Annotated in this window: 20 protein-coding genes; 8 read left to right on the top strand and 12 right to left on the bottom strand. The window is 40.3% G+C overall.

What is annotated here, in order from left to right; genetic code table 11:
• The first annotated feature begins 17 nt into the window (after positions 1 to 17).
• From H6779_00435 to H6779_00425, 3 genes are all read left to right on the top strand, one after another.
• On the top strand, positions 18 to 422 hold the full coding sequence (locus H6779_00435) for a hypothetical protein (GenBank protein ID USN87897.1): 405 nt from the start codon (positions 18 to 20) through the stop codon (positions 420 to 422).
• Positions 423 to 442: 20 nt separating this feature from the next.
• Entirely contained in the window at positions 443 to 817 is a 375-nt protein-coding gene (locus H6779_00430; GenBank protein ID USN87896.1) for a hypothetical protein, read from the top strand.
• A 242-nt stretch (positions 818 to 1,059) separates the two neighbouring features.
• On the top strand, positions 1,060 to 1,548 hold the full coding sequence (locus tag H6779_00425; GenBank protein USN87895.1) for a hypothetical protein: 489 nt from the start codon (positions 1,060 to 1,062) through the stop codon (positions 1,546 to 1,548).
• Positions 1,549 to 1,996: 448 nt separating this feature from the next.
• Here the strand turns inward: H6779_00425 and murI are convergent, their stop codons facing one another.
• The 8 genes from murI to H6779_00385 all read right to left on the bottom strand — a co-directional run bounded on the left by murI (position 1,997) and on the right by H6779_00385 (position 7,406).
• Complete coding sequence (gene murI, locus H6779_00420) at positions 1,997 to 2,773, bottom strand: glutamate racemase (protein ID USN87894.1); 777 nt, start codon at positions 2,771 to 2,773, stop codon at positions 1,997 to 1,999.
• A gap of 9 nt (positions 2,774 to 2,782) precedes the next feature.
• Positions 2,783 to 3,238, bottom strand: a complete 456-nt coding sequence (locus H6779_00415; protein USN87893.1) for an EVE domain-containing protein — start codon at positions 3,236 to 3,238, stop codon at positions 2,783 to 2,785.
• Positions 3,239 to 3,305: 67 nt separating this feature from the next.
• A complete protein-coding gene (locus tag H6779_00410) occupies positions 3,306 to 3,740 on the bottom strand; it encodes a hypothetical protein (GenBank protein ID USN87892.1) in 435 nt (144 codons plus the stop codon).
• Positions 3,741 to 3,941: 201 nt separating this feature from the next.
• Positions 3,942 to 4,787: an ROK family protein gene (locus H6779_00405; GenBank protein USN87891.1), complete on the bottom strand. Its 846-nt coding sequence runs from the start codon at positions 4,785 to 4,787 to the stop codon at positions 3,942 to 3,944.
• Positions 4,788 to 4,808: 21 nt separating this feature from the next.
• A complete protein-coding gene (locus H6779_00400) occupies positions 4,809 to 5,549 on the bottom strand; it encodes a TIGR00730 family Rossman fold protein (protein ID USN87890.1) in 741 nt (246 codons plus the stop codon).
• 18 nt (positions 5,550 to 5,567) lie between these two features.
• Positions 5,568 to 6,167 (bottom strand): 3'-5' exonuclease, encoded by a 600-nt coding sequence (locus H6779_00395; GenBank protein USN87889.1) that lies wholly within the window; start codon positions 6,165 to 6,167, stop codon positions 5,568 to 5,570.
• A gap of 17 nt (positions 6,168 to 6,184) precedes the next feature.
• Positions 6,185 to 6,994, bottom strand: coding sequence for a YihY/virulence factor BrkB family protein (locus H6779_00390; protein USN87888.1), 810 nt, complete (start codon positions 6,992 to 6,994; stop codon positions 6,185 to 6,187).
• A gap of 13 nt (positions 6,995 to 7,007) precedes the next feature.
• A complete protein-coding gene (locus H6779_00385; GenBank protein ID USN87887.1) occupies positions 7,008 to 7,406 on the bottom strand; it encodes a hypothetical protein in 399 nt (132 codons plus the stop codon).
• A gap of 43 nt (positions 7,407 to 7,449) precedes the next feature.
• Between H6779_00385 and rpmA the strand changes: the two genes are divergently transcribed.
• On the top strand, positions 7,450 to 7,725 hold the full coding sequence (gene rpmA, locus H6779_00380; protein ID USN87886.1) for a 50S ribosomal protein L27: 276 nt from the start codon (positions 7,450 to 7,452) through the stop codon (positions 7,723 to 7,725).
• 71 nt (positions 7,726 to 7,796) lie between these two features.
• Here rpmA and H6779_00375 read toward each other — a convergent pair whose 3' ends face one another.
• A complete protein-coding gene (locus tag H6779_00375; GenBank protein ID USN87885.1) occupies positions 7,797 to 8,543 on the bottom strand; it encodes a hypothetical protein in 747 nt (248 codons plus the stop codon).
• A 222-nt stretch (positions 8,544 to 8,765) separates the two neighbouring features.
• Here H6779_00375 and H6779_00370 point away from each other — a divergent pair, with 222 nt between their 5' ends.
• Positions 8,766 to 9,617, top strand: coding sequence for a hypothetical protein (locus H6779_00370; protein ID USN87884.1), 852 nt, complete (start codon positions 8,766 to 8,768; stop codon positions 9,615 to 9,617).
• 90 nt (positions 9,618 to 9,707) lie between these two features.
• Here the strand turns inward: H6779_00370 and H6779_00365 are convergent, their stop codons facing one another.
• The 3 genes from H6779_00365 to H6779_00355 form a co-directional block, all read right to left on the bottom strand.
• Positions 9,708 to 10,232 carry a peptidylprolyl isomerase gene (locus tag H6779_00365; GenBank protein ID USN88292.1) on the bottom strand — a complete coding sequence of 175 codons (525 nt, stop codon included), beginning with the start codon at positions 10,230 to 10,232 and terminating at the stop codon, positions 9,708 to 9,710.
• A gap of 202 nt (positions 10,233 to 10,434) precedes the next feature.
• On the bottom strand, positions 10,435 to 10,875 hold the full coding sequence (rplI, locus tag H6779_00360) for a 50S ribosomal protein L9 (GenBank protein USN87883.1): 441 nt from the start codon (positions 10,873 to 10,875) through the stop codon (positions 10,435 to 10,437).
• Between the two features lie 82 nt (positions 10,876 to 10,957).
• On the bottom strand, positions 10,958 to 12,265 hold the full coding sequence (locus H6779_00355) for a S41 family peptidase (protein USN87882.1): 1,308 nt from the start codon (positions 12,263 to 12,265) through the stop codon (positions 10,958 to 10,960).
• An 89-nt stretch (positions 12,266 to 12,354) separates the two neighbouring features.
• On the opposite strand from H6779_00355, the gene H6779_00350 reads away from it, so the two are divergent.
• From H6779_00350 to recR, 3 genes are all read left to right on the top strand, one after another.
• Entirely contained in the window at positions 12,355 to 13,812 is a 1,458-nt protein-coding gene (locus tag H6779_00350) for a cysteine--tRNA ligase (protein USN87881.1), read from the top strand.
• Positions 13,813 to 13,899: 87 nt separating this feature from the next.
• Positions 13,900 to 15,273 (top strand): replicative DNA helicase, encoded by a 1,374-nt coding sequence (gene dnaB / locus H6779_00345; GenBank protein ID USN87880.1) that lies wholly within the window; start codon positions 13,900 to 13,902, stop codon positions 15,271 to 15,273.
• 9 nt (positions 15,274 to 15,282) lie between these two features.
• Entirely contained in the window at positions 15,283 to 15,903 is a 621-nt protein-coding gene (recR, locus tag H6779_00340; GenBank protein USN87879.1) for a recombination protein RecR, read from the top strand.
• The last annotated feature ends 67 nt before the right edge of the window (positions 15,904 to 15,970 follow it).

Genomic DNA, 15,970 nt, shown 5'->3' with positions numbered 1-15,970 from the left:
TAAGTGTAATATTATATTTGGGCATCAATACAGATGCGAGCGATTTTATTATCCTACTCCTATCTGCAGTATTAGGTGGATCTGTTATTGGATTTTGGTTTTTTCTTAAGGATGATAGGTGGCTAGAAAGTAAGTCGCTACTTCAAATACGAACCAGTGAAGATGTAGGTAAAGCTACCTATGAATGTAAATATGCAGGGGAGGCGGTTATATATGTACCTAAGAATGATAGCGAAGAAGTTCAATTTGTTCAGTCTATCACAGAGTTAATTGAAAGAGTGAACCATAATCATGACAACGAATGTTTTCGTGAAGACCGTGAACAGCGTGTTGCAGAGATTGAGCGATTCTTGTGTAAACAAATGATGGTCAATTATGATTATTATATTAAACACATAAAACCAAAGGAGAATGAAAAGTGAAAGCCAGTACATTTTTTAGCGTGTTAATAGGGACTGCTGTACTTTTACTCGTGTTACTTTTTGCAAGAGTCATCTCTGAAACTGGTCCACTTACCAAGCGTGTCGATATTGATGCCGAGTTCAAGACCTTGACTCAAGTAACCGATGGGATGTTGATAGTCGGGGTAAAAAGCCTGAATGTTGACGACAGGTCATTTGACTCTAAAGACACCAACAAGACGAACAGTCAAACAATATTTGCGGCATATGTTAGAGGTGTACCTGAAGAAGTAAATTTACCAATAGGAACACCTGTAAAGTTAAGGTTTGTCGAGGAAAGAGGTCTCAAAAAAATGATTTATGTCTACTATGAGGCCTGGGTTGAACCTTCTTTAATCACTGATATGTCACGTTAGCATCTGTGTTTGTGCGCTACTTCCCATTAGATTGATTTACAAAAATTGATCTAATGGGTTTTTTATATTTATCTAGAACTATTTACAAACCACCAAAATAATGTTATAAATAAAGCACTTTTCACATCACTTAATAGGAGGGAAGCGTGAAAACGAAAATTGACACATATAAAATTGCAGTCAACTTCTTACTATTGGTACTCGTCGCAATTTTTCTAGCGGTTATAGCCCTGCATTATATTATGGACGAAAAGTTAATTGATGCACAGGTTGCCAATTGGCTCGTCGTGGTTTTTTTGTTCTTAGGGGTAACAATAAGTGTATTGATTTATTTGTTTATTCCTAAACCCAAATTAACATTGCAGCCAACCTACTCGATATATATTATCCCGCACTCAGAACAAAGAAATGAGGATATTTTCAATCATGTGATAGATTACGAGGGTGGTTTAGTTACGATATTCATTTCAGATCTTGGTGATATCTATATGAATCATGTGACTGCAGCACTTGCACAAGCGATGTTGCCGCTGACTTCTGTGGTAAAGTCACAAGCATATATTCAAACGCTTAAAAAAATTGAAGAGCTTTTATGTGACTGTTATGGTGTAGACAAGGGGGGATATAAAAGAAAAGTTCAGGAAATTAAAAATCAGTTAACCATAAAATGGAGAGCGGATTTTTTTATATTCAATTTTGTAAGTCTTTATACTATTGAACCTAATTCATAGATGATCCTTATGTCATCTCTGCGAATAAAAGCGCTTAGAACGCAATTTTGGGCTTTGTAGCAATATACGTTTATATATAAGGCTTAAATGAGATTTGGACCAAATTTTAGGGAAAAAGGGAGAAAAATTACGCTTTGTTTGTAAGTAAGTTAATTAAGTACGTATAAAAAATTGAGTATAAAAGTAATTATTTAAGATAATAGTATAAGTTAGATACAGGATATAGAAACCATGGGACTTTATTGTATATGTGTAGTGGTACAAATCTATGTAGATATAGAAGTAGTAATACGGAAGCTAATACCACCATTTAAATACTTTATTATGTCGCAAAAGATATATTGTGCGACATATTTAAAAGGAGCGTTAGCGACTATTTAAATAGGAGTGCCCTTGTGGTGCGACATACGGAAATACGTATTTATATACACCACTTCTCCCTCCTATTCTAAATAAGGTGGCCATTAAGTATCGTCTCAATTAACTCATCGTATTGATTACTGTTATCTGTTAGATAAATATTTCGTCTGTAATTCTTGCTAAGTTTTGTTTCGATCTCAGGATGATTCTCAAGATATTTTTTTAGTTTACTTGGGATGATTAAATCTTGTGAAAATATTTTAAAGTCCGAGCCAGTGTATTTTTCCTCCAGCTTTTCTTTCAGGATTGTGTAGTGTGTGCAGCCAAGGATTATACCCTGTTCCCCTTTTCTTTCATCAATTATTTTTGATACCACGCATAGCGCGTCTTCGTATTGGCGTCCTTCTATAAGCGGAACTAGTTCCGGAGTTTTGATAGCAGTTACCTTAAGTTCCTCTTTATGCTTTTTTATCTCACTTTCGTATTTTTTTGATTCGATGGTTCGGTTGGTACCGATCAATATAGTGTGTGTAACAGACTCTTCAAGTAATTCTTCGATTGTTGGGATAATTACACCCAGAACCTTTTTGTCTGGATGAGTATGTGGCAGATATTCTGTTTGTAGTTTTCGTAAGGTTTCGGCCGATGCGGTATTGCAAGCTACGATCACCAGTAAGCACTCTTTTTTAAATAGGTGTTCAATACCCTGTTTGGTTAAGATAAAAATTTCCTCTTCAGTTTTATCTCCGTACGGTAGATTGGCCGTGTCACCATAATATTCGTAGTCATACTCAGGTAGTTCTGTAGCTACCGCTTTTAGTATAGTAAGTCCTCCAAGTCCCGAATCAAAAAAGCCAATTTTCATACTTTATATTTATCGCCCCATTTTCACTAATGTTTCATAGTGCTTTTTAGAAATAGAGATAACAGATAACCTGTTCCCTTTTTTAACTAGTGGTAAATCAGCGAAAGTCTTGTTTTTCTTAATCTCATTTAAGGTAACAATTTTGCTAAATTTTGAAATAAATTTTACAGTTGGTCCAAGCCAACGTGGGTTGTCTATAGCTGACTTTGGATCATAGTGTTTATTTTTTTTATCAAATTGAGTTGGGTCTGGGATAGCGCTTTTTACCACCTCCATCTCCCCTACCACGCCAATATCTTTAGTATTTGAATGATAAAACAACGCTCTGTCCCCAATCTTCATATCGTCTCTGAACATATTTCTTACCTGGTAATTTCGTACACCATCCCAAAATCCCTCCTTAGCTTTCGCTAGGTCATCAATTGAATATTCACTAGGTTCGCTTTTCATTAGCCAGTATCTCATATTATTTTAGAGTTAATGGTACCATAGACACAAATAAACGGCGCGAAAGCGCCGTTTATTTGTGTCTTTAGATATTCATTGCTACATGACCGTTCCAACAAGGAGCTGAAGCGCTCCATGGTCTGGTACCCTGTGTATCGTATAGATACTGAGCGTACGCCATGTTGTCATAAATATTATCAAGATCTAGTTGCATAGAAGCGGCTGTTTTTTCGTGGTAACGTTTGTTGATCTGCATAACACCTGTGTCTGCCGGGTCAACCCTACCTTGTAAAACAGAACCGTCTGTAAGAGTATGACGAAAACCTGATTCACATCGTGCAATCTGAATCATGACTGGATCGTCTTTAAAATACGAACGAACAATAAGTTCGGTATCGGTTATAGAAGATTCGGAAACTGGTATATCTTGTTGCCTGTTTTCTTCTACGATCTGATCCCCGTCAATCTGTCCATAAGCAATTCCGGTTGGAAGTACTGTTTGGAATGAGGTTACTGTCAAAACCGCAAGTATCACGGTCGATATAATAAGCCAGTTGTCTTATCTAACAAATATCAGCAATAAAGCTGATAACTGCAAAATTCTATCACAATCTGCAGATTTTTTATATTATAGCACAAAAAAGACATCCAGTCAATAATATTGGCCTAGATACTACAAATCAGCCGTATTTTGGTTATAAAAAAGCCTTATTTTACAGGTCTATATTCCGGATTTCTTAAGTAAAACCATTCCTCCGTGCAGACCGGCTTGGTCTCCCAGTGAAGAAGTGGTTATAAATGGAGATGGAACAAAACCTTCCAAGACATCTACGGTGTATTTTCTAATAGCATCAAGTTGAATCTTTGGTTCTCCTAGAATCATTGCTCCGCCCAGGATGATTACGTCTGGTGACCAATATAGAATTGTGTTGCGTAAGCCGTGAGCCAAATATTCTGCTAATTCGTTCCAGATCATGTCAGTCTGTGGAATATCGTATGGCTTAGTTCCTAGCCTGGTTTCTACGCCTAATCCAGAGACTAAGTTATCAAGGGTTGGTGTGATATCTTCGCCAAGAATTGTTCGGTCAATATCAAGGATCTGTTGCCCCGGATCAAAACCAAAAGTGGATGTGTCAATTTCGCCATCTTCTATCCTTACCCCACCGATGCCAGTACTGATACTGTGGTAAACAACAATGTCCAAACCCTTTCCGGCACCATTAGCTGCTTCGCCTAGGCCAGCTAAGGCTGTGTCGTTCTCAAGAAAAACTGGTGTTTTAAGTTCTTTTTCGAGGGTCTCGGTCAGTGGTTTTTTGGCCCAATCAGTTAAAATGGTATCGTTTTCTATTCCTGAGCGGTCTTCGTTCAATAAACCTCTGACTCCAATTGCTACCCCTTTAATCTTTCCTTTCGGTTTGAGGCTATTGATGTTTTCTATTATGTCTTGAATTCCTTTTTTAAAATTTTTGGGTGTTTTAAAACTCTTAATGTCCCTTAGGTCACTAAGATTTTCTGAAACAGCAATTTGTGTTTTGCTACCACCGATGTCTAATACTAGGTATGACATAATTTATAAGTAAGGTAAATTTTATACTTGCTTAGTATTTTTGCAGTCAACATTCTTCATGATGTATTTATAGGCCTCGTCGACAGTGTCTACCACATGAAAAATCTCTAAATCCTCTTTGCTTATAGTTTTGTGCTTTTTAATTAAATCTTTCTCAAACCATTTAATAAGCGGTTCCCAATACTCTTTTCCATACAAGATAACCGGAATCGGTTCAATCTTTTTTGTTTGTATAAGTGTTACAATCTCAAAAAATTCATCCAGAGTACCAAATCCGCCTGGGAAGTATACATACACTTCAGAAGCAAAGGTCAGCATAACCTTTCGTGAAAAGAAAAAATCAAAGGTTAGAGACTCGGTGGTGTAAGGATTTAGCTTTTGTTCGTAAGGTAGTTTGATGTTAAGGCCTACAGAACTACCGCCAACCTTAAAAGCTCCAACATTAGAGGCTTCCATGATTCCTGGACCACCTCCAGAAATAATCGTAAATCCCCTCTTAGCTAACTTGGCAGCTAAGGTCTCAGCGTCTTTGTAGTAATGATCTTGAGGGGTTAGTCTAGCACTGCCCCAAAAGGTGGCCGCGAGCCCGTATTTGTTTAGTAGCTCAAAACCTTCCACAAACTCTGACATGATTCTAAAGACGCGCCAAGACTGAATAGCTCCATCTTGACCCTTGGGATCTAGTAGTTCTTTAACAACACGATTGCCAGGTTTTCTCTTGGGCTTTTTTTCTTTTTTAATACCGAGTATTTTCTTTAACATAGCTAATTCATTGTAGCATTATTGGGTTGGCCAAGGGATTTCAAATTGGTCAAATTCGGGGAGAAGTTTTTTGTCGTACAGTAACCTGGCAGTAATTTCAGCGTGAATCATTGCTCCGGTCAGAGCGTTATGTGGGTCTGGTTCTTCTGGTATGCCGCAATACTTGGTTACAGCGTCTAGGTTCAGTGCTGTTCGTCGGTGCTGTTCGTCGATTGGTGGTTTCAGTCCTCTCTTAACCATATGCATCCAACACATAGTGTGGGTGTCTAAGGTGCGGTGGGCCATATCCCAATTAATATCAGCTCGATCGCAGGCGGCTTTCAGCATGTCTCGGTCAAAGGATACGTTTTGTCCAACCAAAGTTCGGTCATTCATGTGTTGAGACCACTCCAAAAAAGACTGTGTCAACTCTGCTTCGGTGGGTTTGTTTGGATCGTTGATCTCCTCTTCACTAAAACCGACTATTTCCAGTGCTTCTTCCATTATGTGTGCCCCTTCCCAGATCCTACACTCTCCATAAAAGCGGTTGTCGGGATTGTCATAATCAATTGCACCAATCGAAACAATTGAGTGTTTTTTATAATCAGTACCCGAAGCTTCAATGTCTATTATTATCATACAAAATTCCTATTGTCTTAATTTACGCTACTATTTATCCGTATTGCTTTGATTTTATCATATTCATAGGCGATAGCCGCACCGTAGTATATAAGGGCGGCCAAGATATAGACCCAAAGAAGCAGTACTAAGATTAATCCGGCCGTACCGTAGATGTTTAGATTGGCGACTTTTATAACATAGATATTGACTGAGCTCTTGGTCACGATAAAAAGTAGTGAGGCTACCAAAGCGCCAACCAAGCACCCTTTCCAACTGGGAGAGTGGCTGGCCAAGAATCTAAACAAAATAGCGAAGAAAGCGCCGGTGCTAATAAATAAAAATAGTAATGATAGTATGTAGTCACTTTGCAGATTGTTTACAATCATAAAGAATTCAAAACCTATGACCACAGCTAGGTATATTTGAAAGATTAAAATAAACAACACAGACCTAAGACTTTTTTTAAACCAAGCATGCAAGCCAAATTGGTGTACGTTCCAAAGCTTATGAAAGCCGTTACTTAGAGCGTTTAGGGCTAGGATACTAATACCTAGTGATAGAACTATACCAAAAATCGGAAGATGAAAAGATTCAGCCTCAATCCTAAGGTTGGTAATGGCAATTTTAATCAGTTCAACAATATCGTCGCCTAGCACTCCGGCCCAGCCCGTTAATATTTGTCTGGTGATTGACTCGCTGTAGATTGTCCCAACCATGGTGATGGAAAAAAGAAGAATCGGGATTATGGCGAGTGGAGCATAGTACGAAAAAGCAGCGGCATAAGACTTCATGTCAGATTCATACCACGACTTAGCGGAGTTTGTTAACAGACTAATGACTTGCATGAGTTACCTATTATTATAACCCAGGACAGTTGGCTGCTTTGGTATAACCAGCTGCTTCAGCCGCCGCTTTAGTGGAAAAAGTCACAATATTTTCTGGTTTGATGCGTTTTACACCAGAGCAGGTTGATAAATAGTAGCGGGTACCGTTTTTAGAGGCCACTATTTTCTGATCTGTCTCCCTTACCGCTACTGGTTTTGGAGTTGTTTGAGTATCGGGTTTTGTATCTATTTGAGCATTTTCAGCACTACTGGTGAGGGTTATTGGCTCAATTAGTTGGACCGGTGAGGTTGTGGGTGTTTTAGTGATTGCTGAAGCTTGTCCTAAATAAAAGGATATGATTCCGACCAGAAGTACTAATACACCATAGAAAATCTGGTCATTTTGAACGAGGGACTTGAGTTTTTCTTTCATATATCGTATACTCCGCGCATAAAATTATTTATTATTATATCGTATGGCACATAAAAAAGCGGGGGGTACCTCCAAAAACCTGCGAGATTCGCAGCCAAAATATCTCGGAGTGAAAAGAACTGATGGACAGGCTGTTAAAGCTGGTCAGATCATCGTGCGTCAGCGTGGTACTAAGATCCAGGCTGGACAAGGAGTATATGTCGGAAAAGACCATACTCTACACGCAGCTATCGACGGAAAGGTGGCTTTCAAGAATATTCGCAAGACTAATTTTGACGGTCGCAAAGTAACCAAAAAAGCCGCTGAAGTGGTAGCTTAGCCTTACCTCAGATTCTAAGAATATGTAAAACCCGCTTTAAAAAGCGGGTTTTTGATCGTACAGCATTCGTTTTATGTGTAAATCATTTTCTTACGAGCATATGCAATAATGTAGGTGGACATAAGTATGCCTACACAGACCATGAGCCACTGCATAAGTGCGACACTCACACCACCGGCAGAAACCAACTTCTCTGTTATAAACATAGGTAGCATACAGTAGGCAGAAACTAGGATTGCATCAACCTGTGTTTTTCTGAGTGTATTAAATTTAATAATACCCATACCAAAAGACAGTATATACAAGACAATATATCCCACTACGGCTGAAAGTCCTGTTTCTGGATTGAGCGCCATGGCTACGGCAAAGGTTGTCAAAATACCAGCCAGAGCTGGAAAAACCATTTCACCTATATAGTGTTCAAAATAATTGTATAGTGTCACCGGAATTCCAAGTGATACAAATATCAAAAACAAGATCCATGCATGGTTTTCAGTTGTAGGAGTTGGACCATTGACCAACTCAACCCAGAAACCGTTTTTCTCATTGAACACCAATTTGTACTTGTAGACATCTACATCGTCATTAAATAGACTGCGGTATTGATATTCTTTATTAGAAAAAACAACAGAACCCCTCCTGCTTGTTTCGTCGAAGTGTTGGTCTTTCAAGGAATATACGGTCTTTAAATGCTTCACATATCCAGACCAGAGCGTAGTGGTGCTACATATTCTGGCTGTATATACTCCTGTAGTATTATTATAACCACCGCACTGTCTGCCGGTTGTGTTGTCTGCTAAGGCTGCGCTTGAAAACATAACGAATGTTAACAATAGAATGTTGAAGTACTTCATCTAAACCTCCTATCGGGTTTATTTAAAACGACCCACATAATACGATATTAAGAGCAAAAGTCAATACTGTCTGTTGACAACTTTGAGTTATCAGGGTAATGTTTTTCAGTATTGTTTTTTTAATCCTAAACCTTTTAGAGGGGGTTTTAGATGAAGTACCTTAATATTTTGTTGCTGTTAATGGTAATGTCAGCTTCAGGTGCAGTTTCTGCTGGTTCTAGTACTCAAGATAAACAATCGTCTAGTTGTAGCGAGTTGGTTCTTGGATATTATGAAAATAAGACGTGTCCAAAGATTAACTGGGCTGGTAACCTAGATTCTTTAATTGCCAAGTATGGAAGATTGTCCGTGTCTGATTTCGACACGGCTTTCGAGCAGGGAGAAGTTGAATTTTCTAGAGAAACATTCCGTTCACTCAACTTATTTTTTCTGGAAACAAGAATCCAAAAATACAAGCTATACTTTGATAATGACAAAGATGATTTCTTTGTAGAACCCGTAGGTTCAAGTAATGTACCGGAAACAGGCTCTTATAATGTAGTAATTATTACATTTATTATATGCCTAATTTTACTGGCTATCTTTTTATCCCTACGTAACTTATCCTTGGTTATTTCATCCGTACCTACTGTCGCTATAGCATCATTTAGTTTGGGTATTGGATTTGTGGGTATGGATATGTATGTGCCGGCTAAAGGTGTGATGATGCTTGTAATCGGTCTTATCATTCTTGCTTGTACAGCGTGGTTTAATTATTCCAAACTCAATAAATTAACTGAATTAAACAGGTTTTGTTTCATTGGGTTGTGGTCAGTTATATGTGCTACTGGTCTATTAATGTTTCTTTACTCCGGCGATTCTGTGCATATTCATATGCAATGGTTTGGTGTTGTTACGCTTGTCTTGCTGCTTTCATTTGCAACATCAGTGCTTTACGAAAAGGTAAAAGAACACCTTGCGTTAGTGGTCACGGGAATATTGGGAGCTACACTTGCTATTTTGGTTTCTTTCTCGGTATTTCGAATAGAGGTCATCTAACAAGAATAACCTCATAGTAATAAAGTAACAATAAAAAACCGGCTTGCTTTTCTAAAGCAAACCGGTTTTTTAAATTCCTATGAATCAAAATTAGTTATTAGTTATCTCCACCTTTTCAATCACCACAGGCTCGACTGGTTTGTCGGCTGGGCCGGTTTCTACTACAGATATTTGGTCTACCACATCCATACCCTTAATCACGTGTCCAAAGACCGGATGTTTTGAGGCTAGTGGTTGTTTATCAAAGTCTAGGTTGGTGTTGTCGGCTACGTTGATGAAAAACTGACTACCCCCTGAATTCGGGCCACTGTTGGCCATTGAGATAGTGCCACGGATGTTGGTCAGGTATTCCCCGCTGATGTGTTCGTCTGGGATGCTATAGCCAGGGCCACCGGTACCATAACGCATAACTTCATCAGTTTTAGTGATTGGGTCACCACCTTGAATCATGAAGCCTTCAATTACGCGGTGAAATTTAACCCCGTCGTAAAATCCTTCATTGGCTAGTTTAATAAAATTGCCAGCCGTGATAGGCATAGTGTCTTCAAATAATTCGAGGTCAAAAACTCCTTTGTTTGTGGTTACTTTGGCGATTGGATTGTTTTGATTTGTCATAGTTACGTTGTAAGCATCTAATTCTTCAGCGGTTAATGGTCCTGGTAATTCTTTTAGGGTATCGGCGTCACTGCTGGATAAGGTCTTTTGACTTGTGTTGTTGTCCGGACCAAGCCAAAATGAGATACCTACTATTAGCACCACACATCCGAGCAAGACACTGATTACTGCGATTATATTACTTCTAGTCATAATGATTATGTTATTTCGTTTTAACAACTATTGGCACCTCAAGCTGCAACTCTTTGTTTTTTAAGGTGATTTTATACTCACCGAGATCTTTAATTGTTTCTTTAATCTCAATTGCCGCCAATGGTATGTCTATATTTCTAGCTTTCGCACTGTTTATCACGTCACTGGCGTGAATAGCTTGAAAGAGGTGGCCATGCTCATTAGCTTCGGCTGTAATTACCAGTGGTTCTTGGGCAATAGTTTCGGCAATAGTCTTTAGTTCAGAAGTTTGTGACTCTTGAGTAGTCTGCAGGCGGTTTCTCCTCTGCTCCAGACGTTTGATATTGACTGGAGTGGCTGGTTCGGCGTCTTTTTGTGGGATAAGTCGGTTTAGAGCGAAGCCGTCTGGTACATTCACGACCTCAAAACGTCTACCAATTTTTGCTACGTCACGCAGTAATATAACCTTCATACTTTAATCTACAGTAAGTTATTTCTATTAACAGAAAGTATCATAGCAAAGACTACTTAATTAGTCACTGTTCGTAATAGAACTAGTTTTCTTCACTGTGTATTTCCTTGCCTTCAAGAAAATCAATAGCGGCGTCAAATTGCGGGTCTACATTATCCATGATTTGCTGCGGAGTTCGACTTATGTGTATATCCGGCTCTAATCCACCATCTGATATTGATTTGCCTTCGGGTGTTAGCCAACGTGCCACTGTTACTTTAAGTGAGGCACCGGAGTCTAGGTTTAGTAGTTCTTGAACCGAACCTTTTCCAAAGGTATTGGTACCGATGACGGTTGCCACTTTGTGTTCTTTAAGCGCGCCGGCTAGAATTTCTGACGCTGAGGCTGAACCGCCGTCAACTAAGACAACGAAGTTTTTTGGATTGAAATCATAAAAAGTGCGTCCTTGGCTACGATAAGGTCTGTCTTCATCGGTCTCGCTAAAATGTTCTCGAACTACGACTTTGCCGGTTGGTAAAAAGTAGCTGGCAATAGCGACTGCGCTCTGTAGATAACCGCCGGGATTGCCACGTAGGTCTAAGATAAGAGATTTGGCGTCACTGGTGGCGAACTCTCTAAGGGCTTCTTGAGTCTTGCTTTCGGCTACGGCGTTGAAGCTGTAAATCCGGATAGTGAAAACCCCATCTTTTTCTTCTGTTTTTACAGTCGGTATCGTGATGGTGTCGCGAACGATAGTGAACTCTTTAATTTCCAACTCACCTTCACGGTAAATTGATAATTTGACCTCAGTTCCCTTTTCGCCGCGTATCAGGTGCACAGCTTCATCGATAGACATACCTTCGGTGCTACTGTCGTCAATCTTAGTGATTAGGTCACCAGCGAGTAGCCCAGCTCGTTCGGCGGGTGTGTCTGGTAGAGGTGAAATTACAGTTACCACATTATTTCTGATTCCTACTTCCATACCTATACCACTGAAATTACCAGCAATATTTTCGGCAAAGTCTTGGCTTTCTTTAGGTGGTAGGTAGACAGTGTATGGGTCGCCGTATGTTTTGACCATACCCTTAATGGCACCGTTGATTTTATCTTGATCGGATATTGTCTGGGTAGTACTGGCGGCGGTGAATTTTTCATCTAATAGTTGCCAAACTTTCCAGAATTCACTGAGGTCTATGGTGTCGCTGTCTATAGTCGGTTTAGCTTCTACGGCAAAAATTGAAAAAATGCTGGCTGACTGCCCTTCGGCTGAGAGAATGTTATTCATTTGAAAACCAGTAAAAAAAGCACCCAAGGCTAAGAGCAAAGATAGACTGATTCCCAGGAGGTTATTTTTCTTGTTACTTGTTTGATGGCGGACTGATGGTGGTATTAGATCTGGATGATTTTGCATGGAGTTATTATGACATAGATACTGCTAAAAACAAAAAATAATACAAGAATTGTGTTGATGGTTGTTTGTCTGGTACACTTAAGGAAAATATGTTTGGTAATTTATTTAAGGGTGTGTCCAAAAAGTCTGAGCCGAAGCCGGTCATACATTTATATAATACAGAAACTAATCAGTTGGAACTTTTTGAGCCATTGTCTGACAACATGGTTACTATGTATACATGTGGTCCGACTGTGTATGACTATGCCCACATTGGAAATCTACGAGCTTTTGTTTTTGCAGATGTTTTAAAACGCACTCTTATTTTTCATGGCTATGAAGTTAATCATACGATCAATCTGACCGACTTCGGACATCTTTCTGATGATGGTGATCAGGGCGAGGATAAAATGATGAAAGGACTAAAACGTGAAGGGTTGCCGGTGACTTTGGAAGCGATGCGGGAACTGTCTGATCAGTACATAGATGCCTTTTTTGATGATTTTGACAGTTTGCGGATACTTCCGCCAACTACCTGGTCTCGAGCGAGTGATTTTGTGCAGGCTCAGATTCGTCTGATAGAAACTCTGGAGGGTAAAGGTTATGTATATGAAACCAGTGACGGAGTGTATTTTGATGTTCAAAAGTTTCCTCGCTATGGATGTCTTGGCAAAATTGATATAAATGAGTTAAAAAGTGGTGCTCGGGTAGAAGTAAATAAAGAGAAGCACCACCCAGTTGATTTTGCGGTCTGGAAGAAAGGTGAACTTGGTTGGGATAGTCGTTGGGGCAAAGGGTTCCCTGGTTGGCATATTGAATGTTCAGCGATGGCGATGGCAACCCTGGGTAAGGAGATTGATATTCATACCGGTGGAATTGATCACATACCAGTCCATCATAATGCGGAAATTGCCCAGTCAGAATGTGCAACCGGCAAAAAGTTTGTCCGCTATTGGCTGCACGGGGCTTTTTTGACTATAGATAACACCAAAATCAGCAAATCTCTAGGTAATACTATAAACCTTCGTCATTTATTTGATCGTGGCTTTACCGGGGACGATTATCGTTATTGGCTCCTGACGGCTCACTATCGCTCCCCTATCAACTTCTCTTGGGAAGCTTTGCAGGCAGCTAAACAGGCTCTATACCGCTTAAAACGCTACATGTATGAGGATTATAAGCAAATAGCGGGTAAAGCCTCGGATGAATACATTGATAAGTTTAAGGCACGGATTGCTGATGATCTAGATACGCCTGGCGCTATTGCTCTACTGTGGGAAGCGACGAAGGATACTAGTTTAGATAATAAAACCAAGTGCGCCACTATCCGTATGATGGACACTGTGCTTGATATTGGTCTTAGTGATGACCTTGATGAGGGAGCCAAGACTTTGGGTATCGTAGCGCATGACGAAGTGCCGACTGAGGTTCAGGAATTGATTGATAGGCGCGAGGCGGCTAGAGTCGCTCGTAATTGGTTGGAGGCCGATACTCTGCGTGAGGCTATAAGTCTCAAAGGATATAGTGTTGAGGACACTCCGCATGGTCCGAAAATAACAAAACTATAATTTGTTTTCTACATCGCTGAGATTTAAATCCACAGGACTGTGCAAAAGTTGTCAATCCAAAATACGTGATACAATGGTATCTGTCTTATGGCCATCAATCGTGCGCTTCGTACTCCACCAAACAATATCGACGCTGAGAAAGCGTTGTTAGGGGCAATTATTTTGAAACCCGATGTGATGCATGATGTGTCGGTAACGGTCTATCCGGAAAGTTTTTTTGCAGATAAGCACCGGCTTATTTATGAAGCGATTTTAAGTATTTTCTCTAAGGGTGACCCGATTGATGTGGTTAGCTTGGCCACTAAACTAAAGGCTAACGATACGTTGGATCGAGTTGGTGGCGCAAGCTATATTACTGAACTTATAGAAACTGTGCCAGCGGCCGGTAACGCTCTTTATTATGCCGAGTTGGTACAAGGTAAATCAGCACTTCGTAATTTGATAAATGCGGCTGATGATATTGCTGAAATTGGTTACTCTGACCCAGAAAGTGTTGATGAGGCTTTGGATCAAGCGGAAAAGAAAATATTCCATGCTACTCAGTCTCCAAGTGCGCAGAAGTTTAAGACGATCGGCACTTCCCTGCACGAAGCCTGGGAGCGGTTTGAGCACTTAAGTGCCAATCAGGACGAAAAGCGTGGTGTGCAGTCGGGCTTCACTTCACTCGATAATCTTTTGGCCGGCTTCCAAAAATCAGATCTTATTATTTTAGCGGCCCGTCCATCAATGGGAAAGACTACTTTTGCGCTTGATGTGGCTCGTAATGCTGCGCTTAAGTTCAGTGCGTCAGTTGGTATTTTTTCACTGGAAATGAGCGATCAACAACTGGTCGACCGTATGTTGGCGGCTGAAGCTGGAGTAGATTCATGGAAACTACGCACCGGTCGGCTTTCTAATGATCAGGAGTTTGAAGCAGTGCAGCAAGCAATGGCTAAATTATCGGAGGCCCAGATTCATATTGATGACCAGGCAGGTAACAATATTTTGAAGATGCGCTCAGCCGCTAGGCGACTTAAAAACGAGCACGGTTTGGACCTGTTGATCGTAGACTACCTGCAGCTTATGTCTCCAACTGCCACTAAGGCCAGTGATTCAATGGTACAACAGGTGACAGAAATTTCCCGCTCACTTAAGATTTTGGCACGAGATTTAGAAGTGCCAGTGATTGCTTTGTCACAGCTGTCTCGAGCGGTTGAACAACGTGGTGGGCGCCCACGTCTGTCTGATCTTCGTGATTCTGGTTCAATTGAGCAGGATGCTGACGTGGTGATGTTTATCCACCGTGAAGATAAGATTAATAAAGAGTCTGACCGCCCAAATATTGCCGAAATTTTGGTTGAGAAACACAGAAATGGTCCAGTTGGTACCGCCGAGCTATACTTTGATGGCCAACACGTTCGCTTCCTCAATCTAGACACTCATCACGCTGGTATGTCTAGTAGTAGCAATGATGATTTTTAATATGCACTCATGAGTACTTTTGATAAATTGGTGGCGTATTTTGAAAAATTCCCAGGGGTCGGAGTAAGGCAGGCTAAGCGATTTGCTTTTCATGTGTTGACTTTAAAACGTGAACAAGTTAGTGAGCTGGCTGACCTAATTGGCTCGGTAGCTTCAGATACCACCGAATGCGCTGACTGTCATCGCTTTTTTTCTACGCGGTCTAATCAAGGTTCTACCTGCTCTATTTGTGCTGATCCTAACCGTGATAATCATAAGCTCTTGGTTGTGACTAATGATGGTGATATTCAGGCGATTGAACGTAGTGGTGTTTATGATGGGGTGTATTTTGTACTTGGTGGCACCATTCCCCTTCTTAATGCTAAAGAGGAGGATTTAAGAATCCGTAATACTTCTTTGAAAGCCTTGGCAAACAAACGTAGCGAGCAAACCAAATTAGAAGTTATTTTGGGTTTTGCGGTAAATCCCGATGGTGAAAATACCAGTCGGTACGTAGAGTCTCTGTTGCGTGAGTTGGTGGAAGCTAAGCGAGTGAATATTTCACATTTGGGACGTGGCTTATCGACTGGTAGCGAGCTTGAATACGCTGACGCTGAAACAATTAAGAGTGCGCTACGTAATAGAGTGTAGGAGGTTCTTTGGCTTGTACATAAAGAAAGAAATAAAGAAATGCGCCCACTTCGTGGGCGCATTTCTT

This window comes from Candidatus Nomurabacteria bacterium (genome assembly GCA_023898525.1).
Lineage (GTDB): Bacteria > Patescibacteriota > Minisyncoccia > Phycocordibacterales > UBA918 > OLB19.
Note: the sequence above shows the minus strand (reverse complement) of the source record. Positions and strands in the feature narration are given on the sequence as shown.

Bases quoted from the DNA above. Each gene is read 5' to 3' on its own strand.
- H6779_00370 (USN87884.1), top strand. From the start codon at position 8,766: ATGTCAGCTTCAGGTGCAGTTTCTGCTGGTTCTAGTACTCAAGATAAA.
- H6779_00395 (USN87889.1), bottom strand. From the start codon at position 6,167: ATGATAATAATAGACATTGAAGCTTCGGGTACTGATTATAAAAAACAC.
- H6779_00390 (USN87888.1), bottom strand. From the start codon at position 6,994: ATGCAAGTCATTAGTCTGTTAACAAACTCCGCTAAGTCGTGGTATGAA.
- H6779_00355 (USN87882.1), bottom strand. From the start codon at position 12,265: ATGCAAAATCATCCAGATCTAATACCACCATCAGTCCGCCATCAAACA.
- rpmA (USN87886.1), top strand. From the start codon at position 7,450: ATGGCACATAAAAAAGCGGGGGGTACCTCCAAAAACCTGCGAGATTCG.
- H6779_00350 (USN87881.1), top strand. From the start codon at position 12,355: ATGTTTGGTAATTTATTTAAGGGTGTGTCCAAAAAGTCTGAGCCGAAG.
- H6779_00385 (USN87887.1), bottom strand. From the start codon at position 7,406: ATGAAAGAAAAACTCAAGTCCCTCGTTCAAAATGACCAGATTTTCTAT.
- H6779_00405 (USN87891.1), bottom strand. From the start codon at position 4,787: ATGTCATACCTAGTATTAGACATCGGTGGTAGCAAAACACAAATTGCT.
- rplI (USN87883.1), bottom strand. From the start codon at position 10,875: ATGAAGGTTATATTACTGCGTGACGTAGCAAAAATTGGTAGACGTTTT.
- murI (USN87894.1), bottom strand. From the start codon at position 2,773: ATGAAAATTGGCTTTTTTGATTCGGGACTTGGAGGACTTACTATACTA.
- H6779_00400 (USN87890.1), bottom strand. From the start codon at position 5,549: ATGTTAAAGAAAATACTCGGTATTAAAAAAGAAAAAAAGCCCAAGAGA.
- recR (USN87879.1), top strand. From the start codon at position 15,283: ATGAGTACTTTTGATAAATTGGTGGCGTATTTTGAAAAATTCCCAGGG.
- H6779_00365 (USN88292.1), bottom strand. From the start codon at position 10,232: ATGACAAATCAAAACAATCCAATCGCCAAAGTAACCACAAACAAAGGA.
- H6779_00425 (USN87895.1), top strand. From the start codon at position 1,060: ATGGACGAAAAGTTAATTGATGCACAGGTTGCCAATTGGCTCGTCGTG.
- dnaB (USN87880.1), top strand. From the start codon at position 13,900: ATGGCCATCAATCGTGCGCTTCGTACTCCACCAAACAATATCGACGCT.
- H6779_00415 (USN87893.1), bottom strand. From the start codon at position 3,238: ATGAGATACTGGCTAATGAAAAGCGAACCTAGTGAATATTCAATTGAT.
- H6779_00375 (USN87885.1), bottom strand. From the start codon at position 8,543: ATGTTTTCAAGCGCAGCCTTAGCAGACAACACAACCGGCAGACAGTGC.